Origin of the sequence: Rathayibacter sp. AY1B7, assembly GCF_002932735.1 — a bacterium.
Lineage (GTDB): Bacteria > Actinomycetota > Actinomycetes > Actinomycetales > Microbacteriaceae > Rathayibacter.
In genome coordinates this window covers 107011-127943 of sequence record NZ_PSWK01000009.1, presented here as the reverse complement: position 1 = coordinate 127943, position 20933 = coordinate 107011, and the positions used below count along the sequence as shown (strand labels likewise).

Below are 20933 nucleotides of genomic sequence, written 5' to 3'. Positions count from 1 at the left end.
TCCGCACGGAAGACGCCCGCGTTCTGCAGCCGGAAGAGGGCGAGGCCGAGGAACGACGCGTCCGCGTAGGGGCTCCGGCCGCTCGGCCGCGCGGGAGACCGCGATGCCGTCGAGGACTGCGAGGAGAAGCGCCGCGTCGTCGGCGCCGAACGACGCTGCGGGATGCGCGGCGCGCAGCAGCTCCAGGACGACGTCCTCCGTGCGCGACCAGCCGGCGGTGTGGATCGCGCGGATCTCCGGATCGGTGCCGGCGCGGGAGGCGAAGGCGGTCCACACGATCGCGTCGGGGACGTCCTCGTCCGCGACGCACGCGATCTCGTCGCAGAAGACGCGCAGCCGCACCTCGGCCGAGGGTTCGGCCTCCAGGCGGCTCCGCATCCGCTCGCGGAAGCGCTCCTCGACCCGGGCCATCGCGCCGGCCAGCAGCGCCTGCTTCGTCGGGAAGTGGTGCTGGACGGCCCCCACCGAGACGCCGGCCTCGGCCGCGACGGTGCGGATGCTGAGGTGCTCCGCCCCGCGGGTCGAGAGGACGGCGACGACCGCCGAGAGGATGTCGCTCCTGCTCTCGCGCCGATCCGGCATGGCGTCCCTCTCGTTCGACTGCTCGAGCAGGCTACGCTCTCGGACATGACCAATACGACCGTATTGCCACCCCGTGCCGGAGCCGGCCGCCGCATCGCGACCCTGGACGTCGTCCGCGGTGTCGCGATCATCGGGACCCTCGGCACGAACATCTGGATCTTCTCCCACCCCTGGGGGATGCTCGGACTGCTCTCCGTCCCGGTGACGCCGGAGACCTCCTCCTCCGCCGGGACTGCGCAGCTCCTGCTGATGGCGCTGGCGCAGGGCAAGTTCCTCGCCCTCCTCTCCCTCGCCTTCGGGGTGGGCCTCGCGATCCAGCACGCCTCCGCGGTCCGGCGCGGGACGCGCTGGCCGGGCCGCTACCTCTGGCGCGCGACGCTCCTCCTCCTGGACGGCGCGGTCAACTACGTGCTGATCGCGGAGTTCGACGTCCTCATGGGATACGCCGTCACCGGAGCGGTCGTCGCCTGGCTGCTGCTCACCCGGCCGACGACGCAGCGCCGCGTGATCCTCGTCTGCGGCGCTCTGCACGTCGTCCTGATCTCGGCGCTCGTGGCGCTCGTGGCGCTCGTGGCGGCGAGTCCGGACGGTGCCGGACAGGGGCCGACCGGCCGGAGCCCCTACGCGGACGCGTCGTTCCTCGGCCTCGCCCTCTTCCGGCTGCAGAACGCGGGCGTCTTCCGTGCGGAGCCGGTGCTCATCGGGCTCCTCAGCCTCGCGATGTTCCTCCTCGGCGCGCGCCTCCATCGGGCGGGGGTCCTCGCCGCCGAGGGCGCGTCACTCCGCCGTCGCCTGATGGTCCTCGGCGCCCTCGCCCTCCCCGTCGACCTCGCGCTGGGCGTCGGGGGGAGCGCCGCCGGTCTGCTCGCCGAGCGCTACCTCGTCGCGCCCCTGGTCGGGCTCGGCCTGCTCGCGGCCCTCGCCGAGGCCTGCCTCCGCCGGGGCGCCGAGGGCTGGGCGGCACGACGGGCGCGGGAGGTCGGCCGGGTCGCCCTGAGCGCCTACCTCCTGCAGAACCTGCTCGGCGGCGCCCTCTTCTACGGCTGGGGACTCGGGCTGGCGGTGACCGCCGCGCAGTGGCGCGTCCCGGCGACCGTCGGAGCGTTCCTGCTCATCGCGGCGGTCGTCGTGCTCGCGGCGCACCTGTGGCTGCGCCGGTTCGAGCTCGGTCCGGTGGAGTGGCTCTGGAAGCGGGGCGAGCGGATCGGTGTCCGCGCGCCCCGCTGACCGGAGGGGGACCTACGCGAGGAGCTCCGCGACGCCGGTGCGCAGGGCGGCGAGGCGGGACGAGACGGCCGACCGGCGGGCGTCGGCGTCGGAGTCGTGCGACCAGGCGTCGAGGTAGAGCTTGACCTTCGGCTCCGTGCCGCTCGGGCGCGCGATGAGACGGGCACCGTCCAGGGAGAAGCGGAGCGCGTCGGTCGGGGGCAGCGCGCCGCCCTCGGCGAGCAGGTCCTCGCTCCGCTCGACGGCGAGCCCGCCGATCGCGGTCGGAGGCGTCGCGCGCAGTCCGGCCATGATCCGGCCGATCTCGGAGAGGTCGGTGACGCGGAGCGAGATCTGCTCCGATCCGAAGAGCCCGAACCGCTCGGCGAACGACTCCAGCTCGTCGTCGATCGTGCGCTCCTCGGCGGCGAGCGCGCTCGCGAGGGAGAGGAAGGCGAGCGCGGCCGAGACGCCGTCCTTGTCGCGGACCGTCCCGGGGTTCACCAGGTAGCCGAGTGCCTCCTCGTAGCCGAAGACGAGGTCGGGGACGCGCGAGATCCACTTGAAGCCCGTGAGCGTCTCGGCGAAGTCGAGGCCGTAGTCGGCCGCCACGGCACCGAGGGCGGGGGAGGACACGATCGAGCAGGCGAGCGCTCCTCCGGTGCGGCCCTCGCGGCGGACCTGCTCGGCGGCGCGCCAGCCGAGCAGCGCTCCGACCTCGTTGCCGGTGAGGCGCCGGAAGCCCTCCGGGGCGGAGGCGTCGGGCACGGCGGCGGCGAAGCGGTCGGCGTCCGGGTCGTTGGCCACGATCAGCTGCGCGCGACCGGAGCGCGCGGTCGAGAAGGCGAGGTCGAGGGCGCCTGCCTCCTCCGGGTTGGGGAACGCGACCGTGGGGAACGCCGCGTCGGGCTCGATCTGCTCGACCACGACGGCCGGCTCGTCGAATCCCGCCGCGGAGAGCACCCGGTGCGCCGTCTCCCAGCCGACCCCGTGCATCGCCGTGTAGACGATGCGCAGCGGAGCGGACTGGCGGCCGACGGCTGCCGTCGCCTCGATGTAGGCGGCGACCACGGACTCGTCCGCGAGCCGGTACTCGCCGCGCGGCAGCTCCGGAACGCGCCGGTCCCGCGCGACCGCGAGGATCCGCTCGGCGATCTCGGAGTCGACCGGCGGCACGATCTGCGAGCCCTCGTCGGCGCCGCCGAGGTACACCTTGTAGCCGTTGTCCTGCGGCGGGTTGTGGCTCGCCGTGACCATCACTCCGGCGTCGGCGCCGAGGTGGCGCACGGCGAAGGCCAGCACGGGGGTGGGCAGGAGCCGGGGCAGCAGCACCGCGTCCACGCCGGCGCCCGCCATCAGCGCGGCGGAGTCCTCCGCGAAGACGCGCGAGTTCTTCCGGCCGTCGTAGCCGATCACGACCACGGGCCGCTGGACGCCCTGCGCCAGCAGGAAGTCGGCCAGGCCGACGGCGGCCTGCGAGACCAGCACGCGGTTCATCCGGTTGGATCCCGCCGCGATGGCGCCGCGCAGGCCTGCGGTGCCGAACGCCAGGCGGGCGCCGAAGCGGTCCTCGAGCTCGGCGCGGGCGGAGGCGTCCCCCGAGTCGGAGGCGGTCAGCAGGCCGACCAGCTCCTCCCGCGTCTCCGGGTCGGGGTCCTGGGCGAGCCAGGCCTCGGCGAGCTCCCGGACGTCGGCGCTCACAGGGCGCCCGTGATCCCGGCGAGCAGGCGGGCGAGGTCGTCCTCGGCGTCGCGGCCGGCCTCGAGCACCTCCTCGTGGCTGAGGGGGGTCTTCTGGATGCCGGCGGCGAGGTTCGTGATGAGCGACATGCCCAGCACCTCCATGCCCGCCTCGCGCGCGGCGATGGCCTCGAGGGCGGTCGACATGCCGACGATGTGGCCGCCGATGATCCTCGCCATCTGCACCTCGGCCGGGCTCTCGTAGTGCGGCCCGCGGAACTGCACGTACACGCCCTCGTCCAGCTCAGGACGCGTCCCCCGGGCGAGGTCGCGCAGGCGCGAGGAGTAGAGGTCGGTGAGGTCGACGAACGTCGCGCCCTCGAGCGGCGAGTCGGCGGTGAGGTTGATGTGGTCGCTGATCAGCACGGGGGTCCCGGGCGTCCAGTGCTCCTTGATGCCGCCCGCGCCGTTGGTGAGGATCATCACCGTCGCGCCCGTCGCGGCGGCGGTGCGGACGCTGTGCGCGACGCGGCGCACGCCGTAGCCCTCGTAGTAGTGGGTGCGGGCGCCGATGATCAGCGCGCGCCTGCCGGTGGGGAGCAGGACGGAGCGCAGGGTGCCGCCGTGCCCGTGCACGGCCGGCTTGGAGAAGCCGAGGATCTCGGTGGCCTCCACCGTCGCGGTCGTCTCGCCGATCGCGTCGGCGGCCTTGCCCCAGCCGCTGCCGAGGGTGAGGGCGATGTCGTGCTTCTCGACCCCTGTCGTCTCGGCGATCTGAGCGGCCGCGCGGGCCGCGATCTCGAAGGGATCGGCGTCGGGGGCGTCGAGGGGGTGCAGGGTCTGGTCGGACATCTTCCCACCCTACCGACGGGCTGCGCGGCGGCGGAGGGCGACTCCCGCGGCCGATCCGACACCCCGCGATTGGGCGAACACTCAGTGAGAGAGGACAATGGGAAGCATGGCTTACGAGTTCGAGCGCGCGCAGAGGATCGCTGTACTCGGAGGGGGGCCGGGCGGCTACGAAGCCGCCATCGCGGGAGCGCAGCTCGGCGCTGAGGTCACCCTGGTCGAGCGGGTCGGAGTGGGCGGCTCGGCCGTCATCACCGACGTCGTCCCGTCGAAGTCGCTCATCGCGACGGCGGAGGCCACCAACGCCATCGGCGAGGCCGCCGACCTGGGCGTGCAGTTCTTCACCCGCTCGGAGCAGAACAAGCCGGTGCGCCCGGACGTGGCGGTCAACCTGGCGACGGTGAACAAGCGCCTGCTCGGCCTCGCGCGCCAGCAGTCCGAGGACATGCGCGCGAACCTGGTGCACCACGGCGTGCGCATCGTCCAGGGGGACGGGCGCCTGGACGGCTCGAACGCCCTGATCGTCTCGACGGCTGCCGGCGGCGAGGGCATGGACTTCGACCGCATCGAGGCGGACACGATCGTGGTCTCGGTGGGCGCCAGCCCCCGTGTGCTCCCGACCGCGGCTCCCGACGGCGAGCGCATCCTCAGCTGGACCCAGCTCTACAACCTCAAGTCCGTCCCCGAGCACCTGATCGTGGTGGGCTCCGGCGTGACCGGCGCGGAGTTCGCCTCCGCCTACCGTGCGCTCGGCGCCCGCGTGACCCTCATCTCCTCCCGCGACCAGGTGCTGCCCGGCGAGGACGCCGACGCGGCCGCCGTGATCGAGAACGTCTTCAAGCGCAACGGCATGGTCGTGCTCTCGAAGTCGCGCGCCGACCGCGTCGAGCGGACCGAGAAGGGCGTGCAGGCCGTGCTCTCGGACGGACGTGTCGTCGAGGGCTCGCACTGCCTGATGGCCGTCGGCTCCGTGCCGAACACGGCGGGCATCGGCCTCGAGGACGCGGGGGTGCAGCTGACGGAGTCGGGGCACATCCGCGTCAACCGCGTCGCCCGCACCAGCGTCCCCTCGATCTACGCGGCCGGGGACTGCACCACGTTCCTCCCGCTCGCCTCCGTCGCCGCCATGCAGGGCCGCACCGGCGTGTTCCACGCGATGGGCGACGCCGTGAACCCGACCGAGGTGCGCAACGTCGCGGCGAACATCTTCACGCAGCCCGAGATCGCGACCGTCGGGTGGAGCCAGCGCGAGATCGAGGAGGGCATCGCGCAGGGCGAGATCTACAAGCTCCCGCTCGCCGCGAACCCGCGGGCGAAGATGATGGGCATCCGCGACGGCTTCGTCAAGCTGTTCGCGCGCACCGGCTCCGGCACCGTCATCGGAGGCGTCATCGTCGCTCCGAAGGCGAGCGAGCTGATCTTCCCGCTCGCCCTCGCCGTGGAGCACCGCCTGACCGTCGACCAGGTCGCGCGGGCCTTCACCGTCTACCCGAGCCTCACCGGCTCGATCTCGGACGCCGCGCGCGCCATGCACATCGTCACCTGACGCGCCACTCCGCCGGGCCGCGCGGGGTGCGGCCCTTCATCGGCAGAGCGCACGACCGGGAATCGCGTGCGAAGCGATTGACGGCAGCGCGACGCGACCCGCTCGGCGGTACCACTCACGTCGAGGAGCCGACCGCGCCGGGCCGCGCGGGGAGCGGCCCGGAACGGGCTCAGACGATCTGGAGGAGCACGTGTCCCGCGGGGACGGTCGCTCCGGCCGTCGCGTCGAGGCCCTTCACGACGCCGTCCTTGTGGGCGGTGAGCGGCTGCTCCATCTTCATCGCCTCGAGGACGACGACCAGGTCGCCGGTGACGACCGTGTCGCCCTCGGCGACGGCGACCTTGACGATGGTGGCCTGCATGGGCGAGGCGACGGAGTCGCCCGTGACGGTGCTGACGGAGGAGGAGCCGCGGCGCTTCGGGGAGGCGGCAGCGGCCCCGCGGGCGGGTCCCGAGCCGACCAGGTCGCCGGGGAGAGTGACCTCGACGCGGCGCCCGTCGACCTCGACGACCACGTTCCGGCGGGCCGCCGGCTCGTCGGTCGCTCCGGGCTCGCCGCTCCAGGCCGGGATCGTGTTCTCGAAGTCGGTCTCGATCCAGCGGGTGTAGATCGTGAAGGGCGCGCCGCCCTCGGGGGCGAAGGCCGGGTCCTCGACGATCGCGCGGTGGAAGGGGAGGACGGTCGGCAGTCCGGTGACCTCGAACTCGGCGAGGGCGCGGCGCGAGCGCTCCAGCGCCTGCTCGCGGCTGTCGCCGGTGACGATCAGCTTCGCGAGGAGCGAGTCGAAGGAGCCGGAGATCACGTCGCCGGCGACGACGCCGGAGTCGACGCGGACGCCGGGTCCGCCGGGGGCCTTGAAGACGTGCACCGGGCCCGGAGCGGGGAGGAAGCCGCGGCCCGCGTCCTCGCCGTTGATGCGGAACTCGAAGGAGTGGCCGCGGGGCTCCGGGTCGTCGTAGTCGAGCACGCCGCCCTCGGCGAGGCGGAACTGCTCGCGCACGAGGTCGATGCCGGTGATCTCCTCCGACACGGGGTGCTCGACCTGGAGGCGGGTGTTCACCTCGAGGAAGGACACCGTGCCGTCCTTGCCGATCAGGAACTCGCAGGTCCCGGCGCCGAGGTAGCCGACCTCCTGCAGGATCGCCTTCGAGGCGCGGTAGAGCTCGGTGTTCTGCGCATCCGTCAGGAACGGCGCGGGCGCCTCCTCGACGAGCTTCTGGTGGCGGCGCTGGAGGGAGCAGTCGCGGGTGGAGACCACGACGACGTTGCCGTGCGCGTCGGCCAGGCACTGGGTCTCGACGTGGCGCGGCTGGTCGAGGTACTTCTCGACGAAGCACTCGCCGCGGCCGAAGGCGGCGACGGCCTCGCGCGTGGCGGAGGCGAACAGCTCCTCGACCTCGTCGCGCTCGCGGGCGACCTTGAGGCCGCGACCGCCGCCGCCGAAGGCCGCCTTGATCGCGACGGGGAGGCCGTACTGGTCCACGAACTCGAGCACCTCGGCGGCGCCGGAGACGGGGTTGAGGGTTCCCGGGGCCAGCGGCGCGCCGACCTTCTCGGCGACGTGGCGGGCCGAGACCTTGTCGCCGAGGCGCTCGATGGCCTCGGGGCCGGGGCCGATCCAGATCAGGCCGGCGTCGATGACGGCGCGGGCGAAGTCGGCGTTCTCGGCGAGGAAGCCGTAGCCGGGGTGCACGGCGTCGGCACCGGAGCGGCGGGCCACCGAGAGCAGCTTGTCGATGACGAGGTAGGTCTCGGCGCTGGTCGTCCCGCCGAGGGCGTAGGCCTCGTCGGCGAGGCGGCTGTGCACGGCGTCGCGGTCCTGGTCGGCGTAGACGGCCACGGAGGCGATCCCGCTGTCGCGGGCGGCGCGGATGACTCGGACGGCGATCTCGCCCCGGTTGGCGACGAGCACCTTCGTAATCTTCGGCATGGTCCCCAACCCTAGGGGGCGGCTCCGCCCGGCCCGGCGCGGCTCACCACAAAGAAGCGGAGGGCCTTCGTCGGTTCCTCACAAGGGCGGGACGGGCCTCAGCGGTTCCAGAGCGCGGTCCAGTCGACGCCGAGGCTCCGCACCAGAGTGCGGAGGGTCGGCACCGACATCCCGATCACCGTCGAGGGGTCGCCCTCGATCGCGGTGATGAAGCCGGCGCCGCGGCCGTCGATGGTGAAGGCGCCGGCCACCTCGAGGGGCTCGCCGGTGGCGACGTAGGCGTCGATCTCGGCGTCGTCGATGTCGTCGGCGAACGTGACGGCGGCGGAGGTGACCGCTCCGGCCTCGGCGACGATCCTCCCGCCGCGGTGGTCGACGAGCCAGTGGCCGGAGTGGAGGCGGCCGGTGCGACCGCGCTGGGCGCGCCAGCGCTCCCGGGCCCGCTCCGGCTCGTGCGGCTTGCCGTGGACGACCCCGTCGAGGACGAACGCGGAGTCGCCGCCGAGCACCAGACCGTCGATGTCCGGGCGCAGGACGGCGTGCGCCTTGGCGCGGGCGAGCAGCGAGACGGTGGCGTCCGCGTCCAGCGCCGCGCCCCGCTCCTGCTCGGCCCGGGCGACGGCCGCGGGCTCGTCCACCTCGGAGGGGACGACGACGGGCTCGATCCCGGAGGCCCGCAGCAGCGCGAGGCGCGCGGGGGAGGTGGAGGCGAGGTAGAGGCGCACGAGGGCTCCCTGCGGCCGGGCCCACGCTGTGGGATGCTCGACGGATGGCACAGACCCCGTCCCGAGCATCCGCCCGCCCCGACGGGGCCGACGACGCACTCGGGACCGAGATCGAGCTCGACATTAGCAACGTCGCCCACGGCGGCGTGTTCGTCGCCCGGCACGAGGGCCGCGTCGTCTTCGTCCCGGACGTCCTCCCCGGCGAGCGCGTGCGGGCGCGGATCAGCGAGGTCCGGCACGACAGCTTCTGGCGTGCCGAGGCGCTCGAGGTGCTCGAGGCGTCCGAGCACCGGGTGGAGCACGTCTGGCCCGAGGCCGCCCTCGACCGCCGCCCGGAGGAGCGCGTCGGCGGCGCCGAGCTCGGCCACGCCGACCTGGCCTACCAGCGCGAGCTGAAGCGCCTCGTGCTCGTCGACTCCTTCTCCCGCTTCGCCCGTCGCGAGATCGAGGTGGAGGTCGCGCCGATCGGCGGGGACGACGCGTCCGGCGGCCTCGGCTGGCGCACGCGGAACCGCCTCCACGTCGACGACGACGGACGGGTCGGCCCCTACGCGGCACGCAGCCACCACGTCGTCACCGTGGAGTCGCTGCCCCTCGCGACCGCCGATTCCTCCCTGGCCGCACCGCTCGGCGAGCGCCTCGCTCCCGGCTCGGTGGTCGACCTCGTCGACGCGGCCGGGTCCGAGGGAGCCGCGGTGCTCGTGCACGACCCCTCCGACAAGCGCGCCCGCCGCGACCGCACGGTGGTGAGCGAGTTCGTCGCCGACCGCACCTTCCGGGTCGACCGCACCGGCTTCTGGCAGGTGCACCGCGGAGCCGCCGCCGCGCTCTTCGAGGCCGTGCAGGCCGCCGTCGACGCGGACGCGGCGGACCCGTCGGCCGCCAACCACGACCTCTACGGCGGGGTGGGCCTGCTCGCCGCGGCGCTGGCCGACCGCCTCGGCGCCGGAGTGCGCGTGACCAGCGTCGAGAGCGACTCCCGCGCCACCGAGCACGCGCTCGAGAACCTGGCCGACCAGGTCGGCGCCCGCGCGGTGACCGCCCGCGTCGACCGCTACCTCCGCGACGTCGTCGCCCAGGCCGATACGCGCGAGCGGGCGCGGTGGCGCGCGGCGACCGTGGTCCTCGACCCGCCGCGCTCGGGCGCCGGCCGAGCGGTCACCGACGCTCTGGCGGAGCTGCGGCCGGCGCAGCTCGTCTACGTCGCCTGCGACCCGGTCGCGCTCGCCCGCGACGTGGGCGCCCTGACCGGGGCGGGCTACGAGCTGGAGCGCCTCGAGGGCTTCGACCTCTTCCCGCACACCTCCCACGTGGAGGCCGTTGCGCGACTGGTCCGCCGAGAGGACTGACCGCGGGCCCGCGTCTGCGTACCATGGGCGGGATGGAGCCCCACGTCGACGCAGCCGAGGCCCCGCGCGTGCGCGTGGCGATCGTGGACGACCACGAGTCGGTGCGCCTGGGCGTGGCCGCCGCCGTCGAGAGCGCGGGAATGCAGGTGGTCGCCGCCGCCGAGACCGTCCAGGCCCTCGAGAGCACGATCGGCGGCGCCGAGATCGAGGTGCTCGTCCTCGACCTGTCCCTGAACGACGGCTCGAGCATCACCAGCAACGTCAAGTGGGGGCAGGTGCGCGGCTCCGCCGTCCTCGTCCACAGCATCGCGGACCGCGTCGTGGCCGTGCGGGAGGCGCTCGCCGCGGGAGCGGCCGGCGTCATCCCGAAGTCCTCGCCTATGTCGACGGTCGTCGCCGCCATCCGCACGGTCGCCCGCGGCGAGGTCCTCAACAATCTGGAGTGGGCCTCGGCCATCGACGCCGACGACGACTTCGCGCGGGCCGTGCTCGGCCGTCGCGAGCGCGACGTCCTGCACCTCTACGCCTCGGGGCTGCCGCTGAAGCTGGTGGCCGAGCGGCTGCAGATCTCGGTGTCGACGGCGAAGGAGTACCTCGACCGGATCCGCGACAAGTACGTCGAGATCGGCCGTCCCGCCCCGACGAAGGTCGATCTGCTGCGGCGCGCGGTGGAGGACGGCATCCTGCCGGGCATCGACCCGGACGACGGCGATGGCGGGCGCTGAGGCGCCGATCGCCCGCCGTAACGCCGGGCGCGAGCGCATCGACCGGATCATCAGCACGGTCGTGTCGTTCTTCGGCTTCGGCTTCGGCGTGCAGACCGTCCCGCCGATCCTCGCGCAGCTGCCCCTCCTGCGCCCCGAGGTGGCCTGGCCGGTGCTGGTGCTGGTCTTCGGATCGCTCACCGCCGCCGTGGTCACCGCCGTGCTGCGGCGGGGCACGCGGATCACGGCGGTCCTGGTCGCCGTCGGTGTCCTCATCGCCCTCCTGACCTGGCCGGCCGCCGTCTCCACCGGGGGCGCGGACCGCGAGACCCCGTGGATCTGGTACCTGCTGACCATCGGCACCGCCTTCTGCACGATCGCGGCTCCCCTCCGGATCGCGATCGCGTACGTGTCGGTGACGACCGTGCTGTTCGGGCTGCTGCGCGTCCTCCCCTCCGGCGGCGGGGCGGAGCCGACCCGCGCGATCCTCGACGCCGCCTACGTGGGCATCGTCGGCTTCGTGATGCTGGTGCTGATCACCGTGCTCCGGCAGTCGGCCGACGAGATCGACCGTGCGCAGACGACGGCCATGGAGCAGTACGAGGCGGCGATGCGCCAGCACGCCGGCGAGGTGGAGCGGGTCGAGGTCGACGCCCTGGTGCACGACAACGTGCTCGCGACGCTGCTCTCCGCCGCCTCCGCCGAGTCGCCGGCCGAGCGCGCGCTGGTCTCCTCGATGGCGCAGCGCACCCTCGCCGTGCTGCTGCCCGACCACGAGCCGGAGCCGCCCGAGGGGCTGGTCCCGCTCGAGCTCCTGCAGCGCCAGCTCGCCCACGCGGCGTCCACCTTCGGGACCGAGATCGCGGTCGCGACGGCCGACGGAGTGGATCCGCGCGCGACGACGCTGCCGCGCCCGGTGGCCGAGGCGCTGCTCGGGGCGGTCTGGCAGGCGCTCGCCAACAGCGTCCAGCACGCGGGTCCGAGCGGCAGCGTCCACCGCGCCGTGCACGGGCTGCTGGGCGACGGCGCGGTGGAGGTCGTGGTGGAGGACGACGGCCGCGGCTTCCGGCTCGCCGACGTCCCGCGCGAGCGGCTGGGCATCCGGCTCTCCATCCTCGAGCGGGTGCACAACGCGCGGGGATCGGCGCGGGTCGACTCGACTCCGGGCGAGGGCACCCGAGTCGTCCTCTCCTGGCGGGCGGACGCGGGAGGAGGGCCGTGATCGCCTACCCGCGCCCCCTGCTCCAGGCGCTCGGCGCCGGCTTCTCGCTCTACCACGTGGTGCTCGCCTTCTTCTCCTTCCGCATCTCCCCGGCCACGCCGGCCGACCTCGTCGCGGTCGCGCTGTACGTCGCGGCGACCGTCGTCGCCCTCTGGCCCGGAGCGACGACCCGGCTCGCCCTGCCCGTCGCGGTCGGGATGACCGCGGTCGCCGTCGCTCTGCCGCTGCTGGTCGCGCCGTCGCTCGATCCGGGCGCCTCCAACGGCTACTCCACCTGGTACATCGCCGCGGTCGGCACCCTCATGACGATCGTGTGCGCCCGCCGGCGCGCGGCCTGCGCCTGGGTCGGCGTCGGCTTCCTGATCGTGCACACCGTGTTCTGGGCCGGCCCGGCCGCGCTGGCCACTCTCGGCGTCGTCGGGGGGATCGCCTGGGTCGCGATCGCGCAGCTGCTCATCGTCGAGCTCGGGCGCGCGGGCTCCGAGGCGCGCGTGCTCGAGGCGGCCGAGCGCGCGGCCGCGTCGTGGCGGGCCGCGGAGGAGGCGCACCTCACGGAGCGCGAGGTCCGGCTGGAGCAGACCCGTGCCCTCGCCGCCGACATGCTGCTGCGCATCGCCGAGCCGGGACCGGGCCTCACCGACGAGGAGCGGCGCGAGTGCCGGCTGCTCGAGGCGGCCGTGCGCGACGAGATCCGCGGCCGGCGGCTGCTGGACGACGAGGTGCGGCGTCTCGTGCTCGACGCGCGGCGGCGGGGGGTGACCGTCTCGGTGCTCGACGACGGCGGCCTCGACCGCACCTCCGAGGGCGAGAGCCGACGGGTGCTGGTGGAGCTCGCCCAGGCTCTGAGCGGGATCCGCGAGGAGGTCGACCGCGTGGTGGTGCGCACCGCGTCGGCCGACTCGGCGTCAGCCGTCACGGTCGTGGGCCTGCGGACGGCCGGCGACGGCAGCGCGGGCGCCCTCGGCTCCGACGACGCGGGGGACGAGGTCGACGCCTGGGTCGAGATCCGGCGCGACGGCGTCGGCGGACGGGACGTCTGAGCGGCGGAGAGCGCGCGGGACGGCGCGGCCGTCCGCATGCGCAGCGACCGGCGGCGACCCGCCCCGGAGGGCGTGCGTATCTCGGATCGGTGCCGCGGGCGGTACGCTCCGGCTCTCAGCACAGCTCAGGTCTCGGCGCGCCCGGTCTCTCGGAGCGGACCGATCGTCGGCGCGGCGCGGCACGGCGCGGCACGAGCGTGAGCAGAGCCGTCATGGGCAGAGCCCGTTGAGCGCAGAGCGCGTCAGGACGAAAGCCCGTTAACGGAGTGCGGCGGGCCGTCCACTCCTCCGAAGAGGGGGCCCGGCCCGCCGTCAAACCCCGAGTGAGGGTAACAACCCGAATATTACCCTCACTCGCCCCCAACACACCCGCCTGCTTACCCTGGTCGGCGAGTGATTGGCGGTGCCCCTTCCGAAGGAGGAGCACCGTACGTCCACTAGTGTGCTCGCTCCGCCAGGAGGCGCATAGTCAGCACTTTAGGGGACTAATCGGGGGACAGATTTCACGTTCCGCGTCGCGGATCGCTCGTTCCCCGACGGGCTGCGTCTGCGAGTCCGCTCAGCCGGAGAAGGAGCGCCACGCTCCGGGTGCCGGCCGGAGCGGCCTGCGGACCGCCGCGGCGCGGTCGTTCCAGCCCCCGCTGAGCTCCTGCGGGGTCTCCGGCTCGGCCTCGGTGCGCGAGGTCAGTGCGGTGACGACGGCCGTGACGGCGGCGATCTCGGCGGCGTCGAGGCCGGGGGTGGAGATGACGACGGCGGGTGCGGAGTCGGAGGCGGTCATCCCGTGACGCTATCGCATGCCGTTCACGGCGCCGGTCGGCGGGGCATGGCTATGCTGACGCCGGATGCCGCCGGAGCGTCGTCCGTCCGTTGCGAACAGGAGCGTCCCCGCATGCCGACGTGGTTCCCGAGGAGCGGTGCCGCGGCGCTGCGCCCCCTGCGTCTGCTGGTCCGGAGGTCGCCCGCGGCCGTCTCGGTCGTCCTGGTCCTCCTGGCCGCGAGCGCGATCACGGGGACGCTCGTCGCCCCCGCGGGAGCCGAGACGACGTCCTGGTGGGCGGCGGGCCCGATGACGACCCTCGACGGCCGTCCGTGGACAGCGGTGACCGCCCTCCTGATCGCGGCGGACCCGCTGCAGCTGCTCCTGGACGTCGTGCTGGTGCTCCCGATGCTCCTCGCCGCGGAGCGCCGCCTCGGCTCGGCCCGCACCCTCCTCGCCTTCCTCGTGACCGGCGCCGTCGGGATCGTCGTCGGGTCCTCCGTGCAGTCGATCGGCGCTCTCGTCGGGGAGTGGTGGGCGGGCGACACCGTCGGCGACCACACCTTCGACCCGCTGATCGGCGCGGTCGGCGCCCTCATCGCCTCGACCGCCTTCATGGGCGCTCTGTGGCGTCGCAGGCTCCGGGTGACCGTCTTCGCCGTCGTGCTGATGTTCGTGCTCTACGCGGGCGACTCCGCCGACGCGTACCGGCTCCTCGCGGGCGGCGCGGGGCTCGTGCTCGGCGCGGTGCTCGCGCGGGGAGCGTCGGGGCTGCGTCCGCAGCGTCCGGCGCCGAGCTCGCACCGCGAGTCCCGGGGGCTGCTGGCGGCGGTCGTCGTCGTCACCGCGATCGGTCCGCTCGTCGCCGTCCTCTCGGACTCGGGCTACGGTCCGTTCTCGTTCCTCGGCCGATTGCTGCAGAGCGCCTTCACGGGGACGACGGACCTCGAGGACCCGTGCAGCCGCGCCCTCCGGCACTGCGCGCACCACGTGAAGCTGAGCCTGGTCGCCCCCGGGCCGATCCTGCTGACGTTCGTCCCGCTCCTCCTCCTGCTCGTCGCCGCCTACGGTTTGCGCTCCGGGCGCCGCCTGGGCCTGCTGCTGGCGGTCGGGGTGAACATCGCGATCGCGATCCTGGAGGTCTTCTCCCTCCAGCGCGCCGCCCGTCACCCCGAGTTCCTTTACTACGCCGAGTACCTGCTCTGGGTGGCGACGACGGTGCTGGTGCCGCTGGCCGTCGTGGCGATGCTCGTGATCGGGAGGAGGCACTTCCGCATCCGCGCGCCCCGTGCCGCTGCGAGGCTCTGGACGCGGGTCGTCGCCATCGCCTTCGTCGTGTCCCTCGGCGGCTACCTGGCGCTCTCGGCCGGCGTGCGCACGAGCTTCGAGCCGCTCCTGGGCCTCGGAAGGCTCCTCCTGGACGGGCTGCTGCGCTTCGTCCCGGTGAGCTTCCTCGGCGGCGCCGGACTGCTCGCCGTGCCGCGGGAGCCCGTTGCGCGGATCGTCTTCGAGTGGGTCGGCCCGGTGTTCTGGCTCGTGGTCGTCGTGGCGGTGGTCGCTCTGCTCCGGGCCACCGACGTGCAGCGGAACCGCGGCGACGAGGCGCGGTACCGCGCGCTCCTGTCCCTGCACGGCGCCGGCAGCCTCGGCCACCAGGGGACCTGGGAGGGCAACGCGCACTGGATCTCGGCCGACGGAACCGGCGGAGTCGCTTACCGGGTGATCGGCGGCGTGGCGATCACCCTCTCCGACCCCGCCTGCGCTCCCGAGCGGCGGGAGGACGTCGTGGCCGAGTTCGTGCGGTTCTGCGACGAGCGCAGCTGGACGCCCGTGTTCTACAGCATCCACGACGAGCTGCTCCCCGTCTTCGACCGGCTCGGCTGGTCGCGCCTCTCGGTCGGCGAGGAGACGATCATCGAGCTCTCCTCCTTCGAGCTCACCGGCAAGCGGTGGCAGAAGGTGCGCTACCCGCTCACGCGCGGCGTCAAGCTGGGCATCGAGGCGCAGTGGACCAGCTGGCCCGAGCTCTCCCTCGGCATGGCCAACCAGATCGTCGACCTGTCGGAGCGCTGGGTCGCCGAGAAGGCGCTGCCCGAGATGGGCTTCACCCTCGGTGGGATCGACGAGGTCCGCGATCCCGACGTCGCCCTCCTGCTCGCGGTCGGACCGGACGGCGTGCTGCAGGGGGTGACGAGCTGGCTGCCCGTGCACCGGGAGGGGCGCGTGGTCGGCTGGACCCTCGACTTCATGCGCCGCTCCGACGACTCGATGCCCGGCATCATGGAGTTCCTCATCGCCTCCGCGGCGCTGCGCGTCAAGGAGGAGGGCGCCGAGTTCCTCTCGCTCTCGGGCGCACCGCTCGCCACCGCACCGGTCGAGGAGGGGGAGGAGCCTCCGGAGCCGACGGTCCTCTCGCGCCTGCTCGAGTTCCTCTCGCGGACGCTCGAGCCGGCCTACGGCTTCACGTCGCTGTTCCGCTTCAAGGCCAAGTTCCACCCGCGCTACGCGGGCCTCTGGATGACCTACCCCGACGCGCTGCAGCTGCCCCGGATCGGAGCCGCGCTGGGTCGCGCCTATCTGCCCGACCTCTCCGCCGCGCAGGCGCTGGCGTTCGCGCGGGTGGTCGGGGCGAAGCCGGAGGAGAAGCCGTCCGAGGCGTCCGCGGCGAAGCCGGATGCTCCGGCCGCCAGGGCAGGCGCTCCTGCGGCGAAGGCGGATGCTCCGACAGCCGAGCCGGACGGTCCTGTGGTGAAGGCGGGTGGTCCTGCGGTGAAGGCGGGTGCTCCGGCTGCGAGGGCGGATGCCCGGGAAGCGGAGCCCGATTCCGCGACAGGGGAGCCGGGTGCTCCGGCCGCGGAGCCGGCCGCTCCCGTCGTGCGGCCCGATGCTCCCGCGGAGTCCGCTGCCCGACGGACCGGCCCCGGCTCCTCCGACTGATCGTTCCGCCCCTCCGCCCCGTGAGGAGGCGGTCGCAGCGGAACGCCGCGGCACGGACGGTCTCCCGTCTCCTGCCGCGGCGTCCGAGCGAGTCGGGTCAGAGCGGGATGTTGCCGTGCTTCTTCGCGGGCAGATTGGCGCGCTTGGTGCGCAGCGCCCGCAGCGCCTTGATGACGGAGACACGCGTCGCCGAGGGCTCGATCACGCCGTCGAGCTCGCCGCGCTCGGCCGCGAGGAACGGGCTCGCGACGTTGTAGGTGTACTCGTTCGCCAGGCGCGTCCGGACGGCTGCGACGTCCTCGCCGGCCTCCTCCGCCTTGCGGATCTCGTTGCGGTAGAGGATGTTCACCGCGCCCTGGCCGCCCATGACGGCGATCTCGGCGGTCGGCCACGCGAGGTTGATGTCGGCTCCCAGCTGCTTGGACCCCATCACGATGTACGCGCCGCCGTAGGCCTTGCGCAGGATGACCGTGACCAGCGGCACGGTCGCCTCGGCGTAGGCGTAGAGCAGCTTCGCGCCGCGGCGGATGACGCCGGTCCACTCCTGGTCGGTGCCGGGCAGATAGCCCGGGACGTCGACCAGGGTCAGGATCGGCAGCGAGAACGCGTCGCAGAAGCGGACGAAGCGGGACGCCTTCTCGCCCGCCTCGATGTTCAGCGTGCCCGCCATGGCGCTCGGCTGGTTCGCGATGATGCCGACGGAGCGGCCCTCGACGCGGCCGAAGCCGATCACGATGTTCGGCGCGAACAGCGGCTGCACTTCGAGGAAGTCGCCCTCGTCGACGATGTGCTCGATGACGGCGTGCATGTCGTACGGCTGGTTCGGGCTGTCCGGGATGACCGTGTCGAGGAAGCGGTCCGCGTCGGTCGTCTCGAGGTCGACCTCGGTCTCGAAGACGGGGACAGGCGACAGGTTGTTGTCCGGGAGGAAGGACAGGAGCGTCCGCGCGTAGTCGAGCGCGTCGTTCTCGTCGCTCGCGAGGTAGTGCGAGACGCCCGAGATCTTGTTGTGGGTCAGCGCGCCGCCGAGCTCCTCCATGCCGACGTCCTCGCCGGTGACGGTCTTGATCACGTCGGGCCCGGTGACGAACATCTGGCTGGTCTTGTCGACCATGATCACGAAGTCGGTCAGGGCGGGGGAGTAGACCGCCCCTCCCGCGGCAGGGCCGCAGATGATCGAGATCTGGGGGATCACGCCGCTCGCCGCGGTGTTGCGGCGGAAGATCTCGCCGTACTTGCCGAGGGCGACCACGCCCTCCTGGATCCGTGCTCCGCCGGAGTCGAGGATGCCGATGATCGGGACGCCGGTCTTCAGGGCGAGGTCCATCACCTTGATGATCTTCTCGCCGGCCACCTCGCCGAGCGAGCCGCCGAAGATCGTGAAGTCCTGCGAGTACACGGCGACCTGGCGGCCGTGGATGGTGCCGGTCCCGGTGACGACGGCGTCGCCGTAGGGGCGCTTCTTCTCCATGCCGAAGGCGTGGGTGCGGTGGCGCACGAACTCGTCCAGCTCGACGAACGAGCCCGGGTCGAGGAGGGTGTCGATCCGCTCCCGTGCGGTCATCTTGCCCTTGGCGTGCTGCTTCTCGATCGCCGCCTCGCCACTGGCCGTGACGGCCTCGTGGTAGCGGTTCCTGAGGTCCGCGATCTTCCCCGCGGTCGTGTACAGATCGGGCGCGGGACGTTCGGTGTTCGCGGTCACCCGCTCACCCTACCGGCGGGGCGGACGCCTCCTCTTGTCGCACTCGCACAGGGAGGGCCGCTCCCGACGGGAGGATCCGTACAAGGGCGGGACGTCGCGAGCGGCGCTCGGAGCGGCCTCGCGGGAGCCGCCGCTACCGTGGCGGCATGCTCCTCCCGCTCTCCTCCGCCGTCTCCCCCCGCGTCCTCGCGCTCGAGTCGGCGGGGTCGACGAACGACGAGCTCCGCGAGCGGGCGGCCGCCGACCCCGCCGCGTGGCCGCACCTCTCCGTCGTCGCCACCGGCGACCAGCGCGCCGGGCGCGGCCGGCTGGGGCGCGTCTGGCAGGCGCCCGCGGGCCGCACGCTCGCGGCCTCGACTCTGGTCGACGCCTCCGCCCTCGGCGCCGAGGCCTCCGGCTGGCTGCCGCTCGTGGCCGGCGCCGCTCTCGCCCGGGCCCTCGCACCCCTCGTCGACGGGGACGTCGCCGTCAAGTGGCCCAACGACGTCCTGATCGACGGCCGGAAGGTCGCGGGGATCCTCGCCGAGCGCCTGCCGGACGGGCGGGTCGTCGTCGGCACCGGCGTGAACCTGCTGCTGACGGAGGCGGAGCTGCCGGTCCCGACCGCCACCTCGCTCGCCCTCGCCGGAGCACGGACGACGAGCGCCGACGAGGTGCTCGCCGCGTTCCTGACCGGATTCCAGGGGCTGCTGGCTCCGCTGCTCGCCCAGGGCGACGCCGAGGCCTCCGGAGCGGCCGCCGCCGTCCGCGCCTCCTGCGGCACCCTCGGCACGCGCGTCCGGCTCGAGCTGCCCGACGGCACGCAGGAGGAGGGGACCGCCGCCGCACTCGCCCCGGACGGCTCGCTCCTGCTCGAGCAGGGCGGCGCGCTGCGCTCGTTCCCGGCCGGCGACGTCACGCATCTGCGCTCCTGATGGCCAGGACCGACCCCGCCGACCGCGAGCTGGCGCGGCTGACCCCGCGCGCCCGCCGGGCGGTCGCACCGGTCGTCGGCCTCCTCCTGCTCACCTGGACGGGCTTCTACTTCGCCGCGCAGTTCGAGCTCGCCCTGCAGCGCTGGATCATCGGGCTCGGCACCGCACTTCTGGTGCTGCTCCTCTGCGCTCCCGGGATCGCGGGCTGGGCGAGCGTGCGCTACCGCGTCACCGCCTCCGGCCTCAGCGCGCGCCGGGGCGTGGCGTCGATCCGGCGGGCCGAGGTGGTCTTCGATCGGAGGATGGAGGTCGTGGTCGAGCGCTCCCTCGGCCAGCGCCTCGCCCGGTGCGGTGACGTCCGGATCCTGCAGGCGGAAGCCGAGGTGTTCGTGCTGCGGGACCTGCCGGATCCGGAGCTCACGGCCGACCTGCTGCGGGAGGCGATCGGCGCGGCTCCCGCTCTCGAGCCGGAGTGGCCGCCGCCCGCGTGAGCGCGTCGGGGCCTCGGTAGCATGGAGCCGCCCCGCGCCAGCGGGCGGAGACGGAGGAGCGCCATGCGCGTCGGCGTGATCGGGGGCGGCCAGCTCGCACGGATGATGATCCCCGCGGCGGTGGAGCTCGGCATCGAGATCGCCGTGCTCGCCGAGAGCGAGGGCGCCCCGGCGGGGCTCGCCGCGACACGGGTCGGCGACCACCGCGACGAGGCGACCGTGCTCGCCTTCGCCGAGACCGTGGACGTGGTGACGTTCGACCACGAGCACGTTCCCCAGCCGATCCTCCGCGAGCTCGTCGCCCGCGGCGTCGCCGTGCACCCCGGCCCCGACGCTCTGCTGTTCGCCCAGGACAAGCTGATGATGCGGCGCCGCCTGACCGAGCTCGGCGTGCCCGTGCCCGAGTGGGCCGAGGTCTCCTCCGCCGAGGAGCTGGGGGAGTTCCTGGCCGAGCACGGCGGCAGCGCCGTGGTGAAGACCGCGCGCGGCGGCTACGACGGCAAGGGCGTGCGCGTGGTGCGCGGCGCCCACGAGGCGGACGACTGGTTCACCGCCCTCGCCGAGGACGGCCGGGGCGGCTCGCTCCTGGTCGAGGAGCTGGTGGGCTTCCGCCGCGAGCTCGCGCAGCTCGTCGCCCGGCGTCCCTCCGGCGAGAGCATCCTCTGGCCGGTGGTGGAGTCGGTGCAGCGCGACGGCGTCTGCGCCGAGGTGATCGCTCCGGCCCCCGCGTCCGCCGGCCGGCTCGCATCAGCCGCGGCCGAGATCGCGCAGACGATCGCCGACAGCCTCGGGGTCACCGGCGTCCTGGCCGTCGAGCTGTTCGAGACGACGGACGACCGGATCCTGGTCAACGAGCTGGCCATGCGCCCGCACAACAGTGGCCACTGGACGATGGACGGATCGACCACGTCGCAGTTCGAGCAGCACCTGCGCGCGGTCCTCGACCTGCCGCTCGGCGCGACGGGCTGCCGCGATCCGTGGACCGTGATGGTCAACGTGCTCGGCGGCCCGGTGGGGGAGTCGCTGACCGACCGCTATCCGCGGGTGCTCGCCGATCACCCGGGCGTGAAGGTGCACAACTACGGCAAGGAGCCGCGACCGGGCCGCAAGGTCGGGCACGTGAACGCCACCGGCGACGACCTCGACCTCGTGGTCTACGAGGCTCGCGCGGCGGCGGCCGTTCTCACGGACTGACCCGTACGATGGTCGCCGTGACGAGCCTGCCGACCTCCCCGACCCCTGCCGGAGCCCTCTCGTGAGCGCGGACGCGCTCGTGAACGGGCCCGCGCCGCTCGTC

General features: G+C 73.7%; 17 protein-coding genes. 10 read left to right on the top strand and 7 right to left on the bottom strand.

All coding sequences use genetic code 11. The features are described 5' to 3' along the window. Nucleotides 1-582, bottom strand: a 582-nt coding sequence (locus C5C95_RS07315) for a TetR/AcrR family transcriptional regulator (protein WP_104324149.1), incomplete at its 3' end; no start/stop codon positions are given. A gap of 45 nt (nucleotides 583-627) precedes the next feature. Here C5C95_RS07315 and C5C95_RS07310 point away from each other — a divergent pair. Continuing rightward, nucleotides 628-1809, top strand: a complete 1182-nt coding sequence (locus C5C95_RS07310) for a DUF418 domain-containing protein (protein WP_104324148.1) — start codon at nucleotides 628-630, stop codon at nucleotides 1807-1809. A gap of 12 nt (nucleotides 1810-1821) precedes the next feature. Here C5C95_RS07310 and C5C95_RS07305 read toward each other — a convergent pair whose 3' ends face one another. Together C5C95_RS07305 and C5C95_RS07300 are read right to left on the bottom strand one after the other, a co-directional pair. Next, nucleotides 1822-3489 (bottom strand): phospho-sugar mutase, encoded by a 1668-nt coding sequence (locus C5C95_RS07305; RefSeq protein WP_104223173.1) that lies wholly within the window; start codon nucleotides 3487-3489, stop codon nucleotides 1822-1824. Continuing rightward, on the bottom strand, nucleotides 3486-4319 hold the full coding sequence (locus C5C95_RS07300; protein WP_104324147.1) for a purine-nucleoside phosphorylase: 834 nt from the start codon (nucleotides 4317-4319) through the stop codon (nucleotides 3486-3488). The genes C5C95_RS07305 and C5C95_RS07300 overlap by 4 nt, the downstream gene beginning before the upstream one ends. Before the next feature lie 106 nt (nucleotides 4320-4425). Between C5C95_RS07300 and C5C95_RS07295 the strand changes: the two genes are divergently transcribed. Then, nucleotides 4426-5862 (top strand): NAD(P)H-quinone dehydrogenase, encoded by a 1437-nt coding sequence (locus C5C95_RS07295; protein ID WP_104223171.1) that lies wholly within the window; start codon nucleotides 4426-4428, stop codon nucleotides 5860-5862. Between the two features lie 169 nt (nucleotides 5863-6031). Here the strand turns inward: C5C95_RS07295 and C5C95_RS07290 are convergent, their stop codons facing one another. Together C5C95_RS07290 and C5C95_RS07285 are read right to left on the bottom strand one after the other, a co-directional pair. Next, on the bottom strand, nucleotides 6032-7792 hold the full coding sequence (locus C5C95_RS07290; RefSeq protein WP_104324146.1) for a biotin carboxylase N-terminal domain-containing protein: 1761 nt from the start codon (nucleotides 7790-7792) through the stop codon (nucleotides 6032-6034). A gap of 98 nt (nucleotides 7793-7890) precedes the next feature. Then, entirely contained in the window at nucleotides 7891-8517 is a 627-nt protein-coding gene (locus C5C95_RS07285; RefSeq protein ID WP_181027094.1) for a nucleoside triphosphate pyrophosphatase, read from the bottom strand. Nucleotides 8518-8561: 44 nt separating this feature from the next. Between C5C95_RS07285 and C5C95_RS07280 the strand changes: the two genes are divergently transcribed. The 4 genes from C5C95_RS07280 to C5C95_RS07265 are packed head-to-tail and all read left to right on the top strand — an operon-like array spanning nucleotide 8562 to nucleotide 12832. After that, on the top strand, nucleotides 8562-9866 hold the full coding sequence (locus C5C95_RS07280) for a class I SAM-dependent RNA methyltransferase (RefSeq protein ID WP_146078769.1): 1305 nt from the start codon (nucleotides 8562-8564) through the stop codon (nucleotides 9864-9866). Nucleotides 9867-9889: 23 nt separating this feature from the next. Then, the gene (locus C5C95_RS07275; RefSeq protein ID WP_104223169.1) at nucleotides 9890-10591 is read left to right on the top strand and encodes a response regulator transcription factor; all 702 of its coding nucleotides are present in this window, start codon (nucleotides 9890-9892) and stop codon (nucleotides 10589-10591) included. Further along, nucleotides 10578-11792 carry a sensor histidine kinase gene (locus C5C95_RS07270; RefSeq protein WP_104249486.1) on the top strand — a complete coding sequence of 405 codons (1215 nt, stop codon included), beginning with the start codon at nucleotides 10578-10580 and terminating at the stop codon, nucleotides 11790-11792. The genes C5C95_RS07275 and C5C95_RS07270 overlap by 14 nt, the downstream gene beginning before the upstream one ends. Next, nucleotides 11789-12832 carry a hypothetical protein gene (locus tag C5C95_RS07265; protein WP_104324145.1) on the top strand — a complete coding sequence of 348 codons (1044 nt, stop codon included), beginning with the start codon at nucleotides 11789-11791 and terminating at the stop codon, nucleotides 12830-12832. The genes C5C95_RS07270 and C5C95_RS07265 overlap by 4 nt, the downstream gene beginning before the upstream one ends. Nucleotides 12833-13391: 559 nt before the next feature. On the opposite strand, the gene C5C95_RS07260 is transcribed toward C5C95_RS07265, so the two are convergent. Further along, a complete protein-coding gene (locus C5C95_RS07260) occupies nucleotides 13392-13613 on the bottom strand; it encodes an acyl-CoA carboxylase subunit epsilon (protein WP_104225462.1) in 222 nt (73 codons plus the stop codon). Between the two features lie 111 nt (nucleotides 13614-13724). On the opposite strand from C5C95_RS07260, the gene C5C95_RS07255 reads away from it, so the two are divergent. After that, nucleotides 13725-16529 (top strand): DUF2156 domain-containing protein, encoded by a 2805-nt coding sequence (locus C5C95_RS07255; protein ID WP_181125598.1) that lies wholly within the window; start codon nucleotides 13725-13727, stop codon nucleotides 16527-16529. A gap of 97 nt (nucleotides 16530-16626) precedes the next feature. Here C5C95_RS07255 and C5C95_RS07250 read toward each other — a convergent pair whose 3' ends face one another. Beyond that, nucleotides 16627-18231: an acyl-CoA carboxylase subunit beta gene (locus C5C95_RS07250; protein WP_104324143.1), complete on the bottom strand. Its 1605-nt coding sequence runs from the start codon at nucleotides 18229-18231 to the stop codon at nucleotides 16627-16629. Nucleotides 18232-18377: 146 nt separating this feature from the next. On the opposite strand from C5C95_RS07250, the gene C5C95_RS07245 reads away from it, so the two are divergent. From C5C95_RS07245 to C5C95_RS07235, 3 genes are all read left to right on the top strand, one after another. Continuing rightward, a complete protein-coding gene (locus tag C5C95_RS07245) occupies nucleotides 18378-19145 on the top strand; it encodes a biotin--[acetyl-CoA-carboxylase] ligase (RefSeq protein WP_104272570.1) in 768 nt (255 codons plus the stop codon). Beyond that, nucleotides 19145-19636 carry a PH domain-containing protein gene (locus C5C95_RS07240; RefSeq protein WP_104324142.1) on the top strand — a complete coding sequence of 164 codons (492 nt, stop codon included), beginning with the start codon at nucleotides 19145-19147 and terminating at the stop codon, nucleotides 19634-19636. Before C5C95_RS07245 ends, C5C95_RS07240 begins: the two co-directional genes overlap by 1 nt. A gap of 63 nt (nucleotides 19637-19699) precedes the next feature. Beyond that, complete coding sequence (locus C5C95_RS07235; RefSeq protein WP_104246679.1) at nucleotides 19700-20830, top strand: 5-(carboxyamino)imidazole ribonucleotide synthase; 1131 nt, start codon at nucleotides 19700-19702, stop codon at nucleotides 20828-20830. Nucleotides 20831-20933: the final 103 nt, after the last annotated feature.

Bases quoted from the DNA above. Each gene is read 5' to 3' on its own strand.
- C5C95_RS07310 (WP_104324148.1), top strand. From the start codon at position 628: ATGACCAATACGACCGTATTGCCACCCCGTGCCGGAGCCGGCCGCCGC.
- C5C95_RS07300 (WP_104324147.1), bottom strand. From the start codon at position 4,319: ATGTCCGACCAGACCCTGCACCCCCTCGACGCCCCCGACGCCGATCCC.
- C5C95_RS07295 (WP_104223171.1), top strand. From the start codon at position 4,426: ATGGCTTACGAGTTCGAGCGCGCGCAGAGGATCGCTGTACTCGGAGGG.
- C5C95_RS07290 (WP_104324146.1), bottom strand. From the start codon at position 7,792: ATGCCGAAGATTACGAAGGTGCTCGTCGCCAACCGGGGCGAGATCGCC.
- C5C95_RS07280 (WP_146078769.1), top strand. From the start codon at position 8,562: ATGGCACAGACCCCGTCCCGAGCATCCGCCCGCCCCGACGGGGCCGAC.
- C5C95_RS07275 (WP_104223169.1), top strand. From the start codon at position 9,890: ATGGGCGGGATGGAGCCCCACGTCGACGCAGCCGAGGCCCCGCGCGTG.
- C5C95_RS07270 (WP_104249486.1), top strand. From the start codon at position 10,578: ATGGCGGGCGCTGAGGCGCCGATCGCCCGCCGTAACGCCGGGCGCGAG.
- C5C95_RS07260 (WP_104225462.1), bottom strand. From the start codon at position 13,613: ATGACCGCCTCCGACTCCGCACCCGCCGTCGTCATCTCCACCCCCGGC.
- C5C95_RS07255 (WP_181125598.1), top strand. From the start codon at position 13,725: ATGCCGACGTGGTTCCCGAGGAGCGGTGCCGCGGCGCTGCGCCCCCTG.
- C5C95_RS07245 (WP_104272570.1), top strand. From the start codon at position 18,378: ATGCTCCTCCCGCTCTCCTCCGCCGTCTCCCCCCGCGTCCTCGCGCTC.
- C5C95_RS07240 (WP_104324142.1), top strand. From the start codon at position 19,145: ATGGCCAGGACCGACCCCGCCGACCGCGAGCTGGCGCGGCTGACCCCG.
- C5C95_RS07235 (WP_104246679.1), top strand. From the start codon at position 19,700: ATGCGCGTCGGCGTGATCGGGGGCGGCCAGCTCGCACGGATGATGATC.